14 protein-coding genes and 1 pseudogene are annotated in these 11,615 nt (G+C 72.3%); 10 read left to right on the top strand and 5 right to left on the bottom strand.

The window, feature by feature from the left end; translation table 11 throughout:
- Nucleotides 1-285: 285 nt before the first annotated feature.
- The 8 genes and pseudogenes from IEZ06_RS34925 to IEZ06_RS34890 all read left to right on the top strand — a co-directional run bounded on the left by IEZ06_RS34925 (nt 286) and on the right by IEZ06_RS34890 (nt 5,252).
- Entirely contained in the window at nt 286-1,002 is a 717-nt protein-coding gene (locus IEZ06_RS34925; RefSeq protein WP_189240946.1) for a PilZ domain-containing protein, read from the top strand.
- 20 nt (nt 1,003-1,022) lie between these two features.
- Nucleotides 1,023-1,703: a response regulator gene (locus IEZ06_RS34920; RefSeq protein ID WP_203872402.1), complete on the top strand. Its 681-nt coding sequence runs from the start codon at nt 1,023-1,025 to the stop codon at nt 1,701-1,703.
- Nucleotides 1,700-2,404, top strand: a pseudogene (locus IEZ06_RS34915) (transposase); the annotation flags it as partial. The gene IEZ06_RS34920 and the pseudogene IEZ06_RS34915, both read left to right, overlap by 4 nt.
- A 92-nt stretch (nt 2,405-2,496) precedes the next feature.
- Complete coding sequence (locus tag IEZ06_RS34910; RefSeq protein WP_189240944.1) at nt 2,497-2,802, top strand: hypothetical protein; 306 nt, start codon at nt 2,497-2,499, stop codon at nt 2,800-2,802.
- Entirely contained in the window at nt 2,796-2,939 is a 144-nt protein-coding gene (locus IEZ06_RS34905) for a hypothetical protein (protein WP_189240943.1), read from the top strand. The genes IEZ06_RS34910 and IEZ06_RS34905 overlap by 7 nt, the downstream gene beginning before the upstream one ends.
- A gap of 58 nt (nt 2,940-2,997) precedes the next feature.
- Nucleotides 2,998-3,735: an AAA family ATPase gene (locus tag IEZ06_RS34900; RefSeq protein WP_189240942.1), complete on the top strand. Its 738-nt coding sequence runs from the start codon at nt 2,998-3,000 to the stop codon at nt 3,733-3,735.
- Between the two features lie 395 nt (nt 3,736-4,130).
- Nucleotides 4,131-4,535, top strand: coding sequence for a YybH family protein (locus IEZ06_RS34895; RefSeq protein WP_189240941.1), 405 nt, complete (start codon nt 4,131-4,133; stop codon nt 4,533-4,535).
- Between the two features lie 63 nt (nt 4,536-4,598).
- Nucleotides 4,599-5,252 carry a nucleotidyltransferase domain-containing protein gene (locus tag IEZ06_RS34890; protein WP_189240949.1) on the top strand — a complete coding sequence of 218 codons (654 nt, stop codon included), beginning with the start codon at nt 4,599-4,601 and terminating at the stop codon, nt 5,250-5,252.
- Nucleotides 5,253-5,439: 187 nt separating this feature from the next.
- On the opposite strand, the gene IEZ06_RS34885 is transcribed toward IEZ06_RS34890, so the two are convergent.
- From IEZ06_RS34885 to IEZ06_RS34870, 4 genes are all read right to left on the bottom strand, one after another.
- A complete protein-coding gene (locus IEZ06_RS34885) occupies nt 5,440-6,669 on the bottom strand; it encodes a sensor histidine kinase (RefSeq protein ID WP_189240940.1) in 1,230 nt (409 codons plus the stop codon).
- A gap of 130 nt (nt 6,670-6,799) precedes the next feature.
- Nucleotides 6,800-7,915, bottom strand: coding sequence for an MBL fold metallo-hydrolase (locus IEZ06_RS34880; protein WP_189240939.1), 1,116 nt, complete (start codon nt 7,913-7,915; stop codon nt 6,800-6,802).
- 120 nt (nt 7,916-8,035) lie between these two features.
- Entirely contained in the window at nt 8,036-8,335 is a 300-nt protein-coding gene (locus tag IEZ06_RS34875; protein ID WP_268245648.1) for an MTH1187 family thiamine-binding protein, read from the bottom strand.
- A gap of 99 nt (nt 8,336-8,434) precedes the next feature.
- Nucleotides 8,435-9,175: an MOSC domain-containing protein gene (locus IEZ06_RS34870; protein ID WP_189240938.1), complete on the bottom strand. Its 741-nt coding sequence runs from the start codon at nt 9,173-9,175 to the stop codon at nt 8,435-8,437.
- Nucleotides 9,176-9,258: 83 nt separating this feature from the next.
- Here IEZ06_RS34870 and IEZ06_RS34865 point away from each other — a divergent pair, with 83 nt between their 5' ends.
- Nucleotides 9,259-9,807, top strand: a complete 549-nt coding sequence (locus IEZ06_RS34865; RefSeq protein WP_189240937.1) for a hypothetical protein — start codon at nt 9,259-9,261, stop codon at nt 9,805-9,807.
- A gap of 126 nt (nt 9,808-9,933) precedes the next feature.
- On the opposite strand, the gene IEZ06_RS34860 is transcribed toward IEZ06_RS34865, so the two are convergent.
- Nucleotides 9,934-10,938, bottom strand: a complete 1,005-nt coding sequence (locus IEZ06_RS34860; protein WP_229799121.1) for an Acg family FMN-binding oxidoreductase — start codon at nt 10,936-10,938, stop codon at nt 9,934-9,936.
- A 304-nt stretch (nt 10,939-11,242) separates the two neighbouring features.
- Between IEZ06_RS34860 and IEZ06_RS34855 the strand changes: the two genes are divergently transcribed.
- Nucleotides 11,243-11,615, top strand: a 373-nt coding sequence (locus tag IEZ06_RS34855; RefSeq protein ID WP_189240936.1) for a helix-turn-helix domain-containing protein, incomplete at its 3' end; no start/stop codon positions are given.

Raw genomic sequence — 11,615 nt, 5'->3', positions numbered from 1 at the left:
TTTCCGCACGTCAATCCCCAGATTCGCGGACTATCCCGCTACATCAACTGCGGAACCCCGGATCCCCGGGGAGTCGGCACGACCACGGGTGAGGAACCTCTCAACCGGATTCCGACAGTGACGGCTGAAGCACGCAACGTGCCCGCCTACTCTCTCTGAGTGCACCACCCGACAGGCTTCGCAAGGCGGTGACGCCGCGCGATCCGGCTAACGGCCGACGCCACCGCGCCGCCCGCCGCAGGCCCGTTCCCGTCCCCATTCCCATGATCACAAGGGTGTCGTCCCATGATTCCCCTTCCCCTGCCGAAAAGCGCCCTGTATGTCTGCGTCGACGACGACACCGGGCACCGCTCCCGGCTGGAGGCGATCACCGCCGACACGATCGTCGTCGCCGCGCCCGCCGACGCCAAGAGCCTGGTGTCCGCCGAGGTCGGCAGCCACCTGACCGTGTTCTGGATCACCGAGGACGGCCGCGTCGTGCTGCCGGTCCTGCTGGAGAACATCACCACCGGCCCATCAGAGCGCTGGCACCTGCGCCCGCTGGGCGAGCCGCGCCCGACCGGCCGCCGCCGGCACGAGCGCGGCGGCGGCGGGGAGAAGATGCGCATCTCCACCCTGGCCGCCCAGCCCGCCGTCACCTTCAACAGCACTCTGCTGGACCTGAGCGAAAAGGCGCTGCGCTGCTGGGCGCCGGCCTCCGACATCGCCGTGGGCGAGGAGCTGCACGTCCAGGTCATGCTCAGCACCGGGGCCGTCAGCCACATCGGGAAGGTCACCATCGTGCGCGAGGCCCCCGACGGCATCGGCCAGCACATCGTGGTGACCTTCCGCTCCCTGCCCGCGCCCGCGGTGCAGATCATCCGCCGTTACCTGTTCGCCTGGGAGAGCCGCCGCGCCCAGCGGCCCGAACCCGCGACGGCCGTCGGCGCTGCAGGTGCGGACGCCGGCCCCGTTCCGGCGGCCCGTCAGCCTGGACGTGCCGCCGCCCCCATGCGTCCGTGATCTTCCCGTAGGAGGCCCGGCTGCTCCGAAGCTGCGCCGAGCCACCGGGTAGAGCACGCACCGTACGGCCCGCGGCGGCCGGGGTCGCGACGACCGACAGCCCTCAGGCCTTGGAGGCGGCCGAGGATGCACGCCCGGACCTTGTGGTGATGGACGGGCGGCTGCCCGATCTGCCCGGGGCCGAGATCTGCCGGCCGCTGCGCGCCGCGCCCGGCACAGCGGAGGTGGCGGTGCTGATGGTGACCGCCTGGGTGAGCGGCGGCGCCGGCAACACCCCACAGGAGGCCTACCGGCCGGGACTGACCCCGGCAGGGACGGCTTCACCCGATCAGCGGGGCGAACGGAGATCAGACAGCCACAGGCCGCCTGGCATCCTCTCGAACCTCCTGGACGAGGGGACGCGGGCACAGCGGCTCTGCGTCGACACCAGCCGATGCAACCATAGGTGGTTAAATTTTTACAGTGAGTTACTGAGAGGGCGTTTTGGGAGACCGTGTGACCATAGGTCGTGTTTGTCGAAGGGGAGAAATGGATTGCTTGTGATACATCTCCCGCTTTGTGCATCGCCCTCCTGGCGGGCCGGTGTCCGTCCCATGAGACGAACCACCCCGGATTCCGTCTGGCGTGGACATGTCCTGGACGCGCCGCATTTCGGAGGTTGCACGGCAGCACGGAAGGAGTGGCATAGAGGTCGGGCATGACCCCCCGACGCGCCTACCCTTCCGACATCTCCGACGCCCGATGGGGCCTGATCGAACCCATCCTCACCGCCTGGCGGCAGGCGCGGCTCGACCGGCGGCCCACCGGGGCGCCCGCTCCCACCGACCTGCGCGACATCTTCAACGTGATCTTGTATCTGAACCGGACCGGCATCGCCTGGGCCTACCTCCCGTACGACTTCCCGCCCCACGGCACCGTCTACTCCTACTGCGCCGCCTGGCGCGACGAGGGCGTCTTCGCCCGGCTCAACTGCGACTTGACCGGCCTGGCCGCGTCAAGGACGGACGCACTCGGCCTGCCCCTGGCGGTGACCGTCTGTGCCGCGTCCGTCTCGGAGAAGCAGGCCGACATCCAGGTCCTGGACCAGGCTGAGGCCGACCACCCGACACCTGCTCTGACCTGGGTCGACACCGGATTCAAGAAGCAGTTCGCCGACCATGCCGCCACTTTGGGCGTCCACACCCGGGTAGTTCACCGAGACCCCGGCACCCGCGGCTTCCACGTTCTTCCGCGACACCGGGTGATCGAGCGCACGTTCGGGTGGCTCATGCTCCACCGCCGCCTCGCCCGCGACTACGAGACCCTGCCGGCCAACCCCGAAGCCATGATCCACATCGCGATGATCGACAACACCAGCAAACGCATCACGGGCGAAAACACTCCAACCCGGCGAGGGACGTTAAGACAAACAGGTGCAAACCAAATGCCCTCTGAGTGCCGGACAAGGGCGGAACCGGAAGCGGCATGCCCGCACCGGATGAAGGTTTCCTCCCTGTGATCGCCGGCCTTCCCCGAACTGACCGCGCCCCTGATCCCGCCCACCTCCTGGTGGAGCGACCTGCGCACACAACTCGACGCGCCGGCCCCCGGCGGGGCGAGAACGATCCGGGCGCCCTGATCGGCCGCGTCGAAGCTTTCCACGGCCGCTTCCTCGATCTGCCCGACCTGCCGGTGCTGCGCACCGAGCCCACCGACCCGCCCTGGGCCAACCTCACCCGCCCGGGCCCGTGGCTGCCGGACTGGGCGTACCGGGGTGGCGACCCAGCCGGCTACGGCGGGGCCGTATCGTACCTGTGCTGACCCCCGCCACCACAGAACACGTCCGGGAGGTGTTCACCTACATGCTCGGCACCTCCACCGGCCGCCTGGCCCGATTGTCGGCCGCCGCCCACGTCCTCGACCGTGCCGACCGCCTGGGCGACCGTCCCGACCTGTAGCACCCCGTCCGCGCTCACGCCGCAAGCCTGCTTGAGCCCGCCCAGAAGCCGTGACCCGATGCTGATCACCCGTCTTGCGATCCCCGACCACCCCTCTGGTGAGTGGCCGTTCACCCTGCCTGCCGTCCGTGCTCTCTCCGACGGCATCACCCTGACCGCGCCGGTGACCTTCCTTGTCGGCGAGAACGGTTCCGGCAAGTCCACGATCATTGAGGCGATCGCCGATGCGTGCGGCGTCAACTCCGAAGGCGGCAAGGCCGGCACCCGATATGCCTCCACGGGCCCGGCCACCGCGCTGGGCGAGATTCTCGACGTCGACTTCACCGTCGCCGGCCTACGGCTCACCAGGGGACCCCGTCTCAAGCGGCGAGTGTTCTTCCTTCGCGCCGAGACCCTGGTCAACCTGGGACGCGCCGTCTCGGGGTTGCCTGGATACTGGGAGCGGCACCTTGATGAGCAGTCGCACGGGGAGGGCTTCCTCACCGTGCTGGAGCGCATGGTGACCGGGCCGGGGATCTACCTGATGGATGAACCTGAGGCTGCACTGTCGTTTCACTCCTGCCTGCGATTGGTCGGCCTCATGGACCAGGTCGTCCGCGAGGGCGGGCAGATCATCTGCGCCACGCATTCACCGATCCTCACCGGTCTCCCCGGCGCGCACATCCTGGAACTCGGCGATGACGGTATCCACGCCACCGAATGGGACAAGCTTCAAGTCGTCGACCACTGGCGCCGGTTCCTGGTCAAACCCGACTTCTATCTGCGGTATGTCCTGGGCGAGTCACCCGGCGCCTGAAGAACTCCGGCGCGGCCGGTCACGACCCCCTCGATCGGCGTGCATCTGGCTGGTGGCGAGGATGCGAACGTCCAAGCCCTCAGTGCCCGCCGCCGATCGGGACGTCTCCTGACCGCCCTCCGGAGGGAAGATCGTCTGATTCGTCCTCGGCGGCTGTGAGTACCGCACAGGAAGCCGCCACGCCACCATCCGACTCGGCCAGGGGACGTCGTCCCTCGATTGAAGGAATGGAGTTGCCCCGGTTCGGTAGACGCATCTCCGGCGCCGGTCAAACCCGGCGCCGGGAAAGAGGGCGGCACCGGCGCGGCGGACCGGCTCTCTCCGAGGGCACCCGCAGAGCGCGGTGGAGCAGCGCCCACCCAAAAAGATCATTAATATGGTACGATGTATCTGTCATGACAACTCATGACGAAAGCGCCTCGCGCGCGCTCCTCCCCGAAGACGCCGCGCAGCTTCCCGCAGCCTTCGCAGAAGCGTTCAACTCCGGCAATGCGGAGCACCTCGACCGGCTCTACGACGACCCGGGCGTGCTCGTCCCCGGACCGGGGCATCCCGTCATTGGCGAGGCACGGGCCGCCGCCGACCGGCACCTCCTCGGGCTCGGCCTTCCGATCGACGCCCGGCTGCGGCACGCCTACGTCGCAGGCGACGTCGCCCTGCTCATCGTCGACTGGTCCGTCCGCGGCACGGCGGACAGCGGTGAGGAGGTCCGCCTCCAGGGGACCGCGGCCGACGTCGCCCGGCGGGGGCCGGACGGGATATGGCGCTACGCCGTCAACAACCCGTTCGGGACCGGCTGAGCACCGCGTTCCGGAACCCCGTGCGGGGAGCCGCTCTCCCTCTGGCAGGCTGGGACGGTGAACATGCGGTTCGTCCCGGATCATCTGGTGCTGTCGGTGGTGGTCGGCTCCCGCGCGTACGGGCTGGAGACCGAGGAGTCCGACGTGGACCGGCGCGGCGTCTTCGCCGCGCCGACCCCGCTGTTCTGGCGGCTGGACAAACCCCCGACCCACGTCGAGGGACCGCTGCCCGAGCAGTTCTCCTGGGAGGTCGAGCGGTTCTGCGTGCTGGCGCTGGAGGCCAACCCGACGGTCCTGGAGTGCCTGTGGTCGCCGATCGTCGAGCGATCCGCCCCGGCGGGCCGCGACCTGCTGGCGCTGCGGCGGGCGTTCCTGTCCCGGCGCGCCTGCCGGACGTTCACCGGCTACGCCGACGCCCAGTTCCGCAGGCTCGATCCCGCCCGGCCGAAGTGGAAGCAGGCGATGCACATGATCAGGCTGATGATCAGCGGACTGCACCTGGCCCGCGAGGGCGAGCCGCTGGTGCGGATGGACGCCCACCGCGACCGGCTGCTGGCGCTGCGCCGGGGCGAGATCCCGTGGCCGGAGGTGGAGCGCTGGCGTGCGGAGCTGGACGCCGCCTTCGCCGCCCTCGGCGACCGGAGCGCCCTGCCCGAACTCCCCGACCGCCGCGCCGTCGACGACTATCTGACCGCCGTGCGAAAGGCCCTGCTCTGACCGCGACGTCGCCCGGCCGACGGCCGGGCTGGAGGCCGCCAGGGACGCCTCCCGCCTGCCGGAGACCGCCACCGCGGACGGCGTCCTGCACGACCTGGTCGTCCGCACCCGCCCGGCGACCGGAGCCGGGCCCTCCCGGAGCTGATCCGGGCCGGAGCCGGGCCGCGTCCCGGCGCCGCCCCCGCGGTCAGCCCACCGGCACCGGGCCGCCGGTCGCGGCGGGCAGCGTGATGCGCACGCAGGTGCCGTGGCCGGGCCTGCTGCTGATGCGCACCTCTCCGCCGTGCATTGTGACGATCTTGTCGGTGATGGCCAGGCCCACCCCGGTGCCGCCGATCGCCCGCTCCTCGGCGCCGGGGGCGCGGTAGAAGTCCTTCAGGACGTGGTCGATGTCGGCGGGGTCGATGCCGATGCCGCTGTCGCGCACCTCCACCGCCGGGACGGGACCGGCGATGACGGCGACGTCCACGTTCCCGCCGGGCGGGGTGAACTTGACGGCGTTGTCCACCACCTGGTCCAGCGCGTGCTCCAGGCGGCCGGCGTCGGCCCACACCATCACGTGCTCCGGTGCGTGCAGGCGGATGTCCAGCTGGCCGGTGCGGGCGTCGGGGATGAACCGGTCGACCGTACGGCGGGCGAGGGCGACCAGGTCCGTCCGCGCCGGGCGGTGGGAGGCGGTGCGGGCGTTGAGGCTGGCGATCAGCAGCAGCTCGTCGATCAGCCGCAGGATGCGGTGGCTGTTGCGCTCGATGACGCGCAGGAACCTCTGCTCGGTCACCTCGTCCAGGTCGCCGTCCTGGATGAGCTGCAGGTAGCTGCCGATCGAGGTCAGCGGGGTGCGCAGCTCGTGGTTGACGGTGCGCAGGAACTGGTTCTTCAGTTCCTCCACGTCGCGCAGCCGGTGGATGATCTCATCGGCCCGCTGGGTGTAGTGGTGGGCCTCCAGCAGCCCGGCGGTGCTGGCTCCCAGGGTGATCAGCGCCTGCCGCCGGGGCGGGCTCAGCCTGCGCGGCACGTGGTCCATCACCGCCACCGCCCCCAGGGCGTGGTCGTGGCTGCTGACGATGGGCGCGCCCGCGTAGAAGCGCACGTACGGCGGCCCGGTCACCCAGGGGTTCTCGCGGAAGCGCGAGTCGGCCAGCGCGTCGGGGATCTCCAGCACCTGACGGCCGCAGATGACGTACGCGCACGCCGTCGCCTCTCTGGCGCCGTGGGTCGCGGTGACGCCGACCCGGCCCTTGTACTCCTGGCCGTCGGCGCCGACCAGGGTGACGAGGGCGATCGGCGTCTGGCAGACGGTCGCGGCCAGCTCGGCGATCGCGGAGAAGTCGGGTTCGGGCACGGTCCGCAGCGACTGCAGCTCGGCCAGCTCGGCGACGCGCTCGTCCTCGTCGGGCGGCCGGGGAACGGAGGTCACGCGTCCCACCCCCTCACACTCGCGGTCCACGTGCGGCGGTCGCGCTGAGCGGAGTCCCACCGCGGTTCGCCGGACCCGGAGGCGCCGTACCCCAAAAAACCCGACATAACGGCCACACGATGCAAAGGTTCTACATCTCGCCGAGCAGCTCCCACCAGGGGTCGGTCTGCGGCGCGTCGCCGGCGTCGATCCGGTCGCCCGGCCGGGGGATCGCGAGCCGCACGTCACGGGCCTTGGCCTCGTGCCACAGCCGGTCGACGGGCTCGGCCCACGGGTGCAGGGCGAGGCTGAACGTCGCCCAGTGCACGGGCAGCAGCAGCTCGCCGCCCAGGTCCAGGTGGGCCGCGACCGCCTGCTCGGGGTCCATGTGGATGTCGGGCCAGCTGGGGCTGTAGGCGCCGATCGGCATGAGCGTCAGGTCGAAGGGGCCGTGCGCGGCGCCGATCCGGGCGTAGCCGTCGAAGTAACCGGAGTCACCGGCGTAGAACACCCGCCGCTGCGCGCTCGCGACCACCCAGGAGCCCCACAGGGTGTCGTTGCGGCGCAGGGTGCGGCCGGAGAAGTGGCGGGCCGCGGTGGAGGTGAACCTCAGGCCCGCGACGATCGCCTCCTCCTCCCAGTCGAGCTCGACGATCCGGGAGGAGGGCACGCCCCAGCGCTCCAGGTGGGCGCCGATGCCCAGCGGGACCAGGAACGGCGCCGTCTGCGTCGCGGTGAGCGCGCGCACCGTCGCCCGGTCGAGGTGGTCGTAGTGGTCGTGCGAGATCGCGACCGCGTCGAGCGCCGGCAGGCCCGCCAGCGGGACCGGCGGCGGGTGCAGCCGCCGCGGACCGGCCATCGGGACGGGGGAGGCACGCTCGCTCCACACCGGGTCGAACAGCACCCGCCGCCCCTCGATCTCCACCAGCGTGGTCGCGTGGCCGTACCAGACGACGCTCAGGCCGGTCTCGGACGGCGGCGTGGCCGGAGAGTCCACCAGCGGGACGGGGCCCGCCGGCCGGCGGCCGTCCCGGTCGAGGAGCATCCGGGCGAGGATCGCCGGCGCGCTGCCCGGCGGGACCAGGTCCGCCGGCACGGAGTTGCGGAAGGCCCCGTCGCGGAACCGCGGCGACCGGAGCACGCGCGCCAGCCGCTCGCCGGCGGCCCTGCCGCCCAGCTCCGCCGGGACGTCCCGCAGCGCCCACCCGGCGGCGGCCAGCGCCAGCCCGCCCGCGACCAGGCGTCCGACCGATCCTCTTCCCGCCATGCGGCACACTCTCCTCGCCCGTCGATCCAGACGGTTCAACCGACCACCGGCCTCCGGTGTTCCCGGGGCGCGGAACCGCCGCGAGGAGTACGGCGGGCGGGAGGCGGGACCCGCGGGCCGTCATGCCAGATGCCGCTCCACGGTGGCGACCTTGGCGTCCATGCGGCCGCCTGCTCCCTCCCGGATGTCGGCCTTCAGCACCAGGCTGACCCGCCCGCACCGGGCCTCGACCGCCGCCACCGCGTCCTTGACCACGCCCATGACCTGATCGAAATCCTCACCCTCGATCGTGGTGAACATCGCGTCGGTGCGGTTCGGCAGCCCCGAGGCCCGCACCACCCGGACGGCCTCGGCGACCAGTTCGCCCACGTCCTCCCCTGCTCCGATCGGCGTCACGCTGAACGCCACGAGCACTGACATCTCCGTCTTCTCCCCACTCGGGAGCCCGCCCGGGGTCTCCCGCACCCGACACCGCACCCCGGCCCCTCCGGGCGGAGGGATCCGTACTCGCACCCTCGGCTACGCCCCGGTCACCGGAACGGCCGCCACCGGGTCGCCTCGGCGGACGGTACCGGGACGGGCCACTGTCATGATCACTCCGAATTTGTTCGCGTGCCGCTCGATGATCCATTTCTGCAGCCGCGGCCAGCGCTCCCGCCCGTCGGGGTCCCAGCTCGGCACCGCGCACCTGATGCACGGTCCCGCCACGCCCCCCTCGACCGCCAGCTCCGCGTCCCCGACGGTGATCACGGTGCCGGCCGTCCACTCCTCCTCCGCGAAGGCGGGGGCGTCCAGGACGAGGTGGAGGTTCGGCCGGAACCTGCGCAGGTCCACCGGCGCTCCCAGCTCCTCCTCCAGTGCGGCCCGGGACGCCTCGGTCGTCACCAGCACGGTGGGCCCCCGGTCCTGCTGGCCGTCGGCGGCCCGCAGGCGCAGCGGCGTTCCCAGCGACTCCGCCAGCGCACCGGCCAGCCCGGGGTCGTCCCACTTCCACTCGGACCCGTCCGGCGCCGTCAGCGTCGGCGTCCCATCTCCCGTCCGGTCCTCCCCCGGGTAACCGCTGCGCCAGTGGAGCATCTCCGCGCGCTGCCGCACGGTCAGCACCCTGCCGGCGTGGTGGTCGCGCTCGTCGACCAGCGCGTAGGCGCGGTCCCCGGCCAGCCCCCGCTCGTCGAGCCGCGCCTGCTCGATCTCCTCGCCCCGCAGCGACTTCACCGGCCACCGCAGCACCCGCTGAACGCTCCCGCGATATGTCGTCATGCTCCCTAAAGTAGCGATATCCGGCAGCCGGAGGCCTCCTCCGGCGGTTCCGTCCCGGGCGGGTCGGTAGAGTCGCGGAGACCATGAGAAAACACACGATCACCGCGCTGTGGGAGGAGATCCCCGACGACGCCGACGACCTCGCCCTGGTCAACGGCGGTTTCCGGGTCTATCTCTGCCTGTGCGGCAAGCAGCTGGGCGACCGGACGGCGGCCGAGCTGCACGCGATGGAGACCGACCAGTGCACCACCTGCCTGGGCTCCGGGACCGAGCAGGTCGTGCCCGACTACGCCCAGCCCTGCACCTCCTGCGCCGGGAGCGGGCGGCGCAGGGCGCAACTGCAGTGGCAGCTCGCCTACGCCGAGGCCGAGACGGTGATCACCGTCGACGTCGTCCGCGCGCTGATCGCCCTGCTGCCCGGGCCGTTCCGCCTCTCCCAGGTCGCCGACGCCGTCCGGGACGCCCTGGGCCTGCCGGTGGGCCGGCTGCCGGTCGGTCCCCGCGTGCGCGACGTCCTGCGGAGCCTGGAGGCGGCGGGCGAGCTGGTGCTGGTCTCTGCCCCGGACGAACTGCTGCGCGGCACCGCCGTGGTGCTCTACCGCGACCCCTACTGGGAGCACGCCCGGGACTGAGCCGCCCCGGGCCGCCCGGCATCCCGAACGTCCCGGGCGGCCCGGCGCGGAGCCCCGGGAACCGCTCCGCGCGCGTGCGCCGTACGGGCGCCGGGCCCGTCAGGCCTCCCGTCCCGGACCGGACGGTCAGCGCTCCTCCAGCACCTCCGAGACCGGGCGCCGGACGCCCGGCGTGTCGTCGAAGGTGAAGCCCAACCGCATGATCATCTGCGGGTGCTCCCCCGAGCAGACCTCCTGCCGGAGGAACTCCCGCAGGTGGAACATCTCCAGCGCCTGGCTGTGGAACGCCGCGCTGATCCCGTAGGCGAAGGCGTGCAGCAGGACGCGCTGCAGCGCCTGGCCCGCGGCGAGCCACTCCTCCCGGGAGTCGCCGGAGGTGGTCAGCACCGCCACCACCCCGGCCGAGGTGGCGGCGAACTGGTCGGCGGCGTGGCCCCAGGAGTGGCCCCGGGCGTAGTCCCGCTGGGCGAAGGGGGGATCGGTCCTCGCCTCACGGGGGTAGGCCTGCGCCGGGACGCCGTCCCCGCGGGAGCTGCCGGGCGGGCGGGCCCAGCGGACCACCTCCAGGCCGAAGACCCGGTCCTGGGACTGCACGTCCTGCGCGGCGCCGGTCAGCGCGGCGAGCACCCGGACCGCGGCCTCCGACCGGACGGGGGTCAGTCGCGCCCCTTCCGCCGACGCCTGCGCGACGAGCGCCTCGACCAGGCGCTCCGGCACCGGCAGGTCGGTGAAGCCCGCCCGGTGGGTGCGGCGGCGCTCGATCTGGGCGTGCAGCAGCCGGGTGTGCTCGTCGCGGGGAGCCTCCCCGCCGATCCGGATCGTCGCCAGCAGGCCGGGGCGGTCCGGGTCGGGCAGCACGCGCACCCGCGGCTCGTAGCCGAGCTCGAGCAGGGCGAGCCGCGCGTTCAGCAGGGCGGCGCCGCAGCTGATCAGGAGTTCGCGGCCGGCCGGGTCGCCGACCCGCAGCCTCCTGCCGGAGTCGGCGTCCAGCCGGATCTCCCCGCTCTCGATCGTGAAGGCCCACGGCTGGGTGTTGTGCACCGACGGCGCCTGCACGGCGGCCTCCACCGCCGTGCGGAGCGCGAAGGCGGTCTCCTCGGGCGTCATGGTCCTCGCCGGGTGGACGTTCATCTCCGCACCTCGCATCCCGTTCCCGGCCGGCGTCCTCCCGTCGGCCTCCCTGCTTCCAGCATCCCCGAGCAGGCCCGGCGGGATAAGCGCCGAAGGTCCCTCATCAGGAGGGACCTTCGCAACCGGTCGCGGAGCCGCCCCCTGCCCTACGATGGCGATCGATCATGACGGTCGTCCGGCGGCCGGAGCGCGGGTTAGAGTCACGCGAGCGGGGGGAGGTCCGGAGTGATCCGGTTCCGGGCACGTCGGCTCCGGGGCGCTCCGGCGGCCGGGACCACCTCCGCCTTCTTCATCGGGAGAACCCATGACCGAACGCATCACGGCCCCCGGCGACCTCGGCCGCCGGGTCGCGGCCAGGCGTGAGACCCTCGGCCTCAGCAGGGAGCGGCTGGCCGAGCGGGCGGGGATCGACTCCGGTTACCTCGCCTACCTGGAGGAGGCCGCGGCCTCCCCTGCCAGCGAGACCGTGCAGCGGCTGGCCGCCGCCCTGGAGACCAGCCCGGAGGAGCTGCTGGGAGGCACGGTCGACCTGCCGCCCGGGCGCGGCCCCGCCGCCGCCGATCCCTCGCTGGAGAAGCTCGACCCCAACCGGTGCCTGCACCTGATCTTCCCCGGTGGCGTCGGCCGGGTCGCCTTCGACGACGGCGGCGGCCCGACGATCCTGCCGGTCAACTACG

The organism is Planomonospora antibiotica (assembly GCF_014647955.1).
GTDB classification, from domain to species: domain Bacteria; phylum Actinomycetota; class Actinomycetes; order Streptosporangiales; family Streptosporangiaceae; genus Planomonospora; species Planomonospora parontospora.
This window is presented reverse-complemented; position numbering and strand designations above follow the sequence as displayed.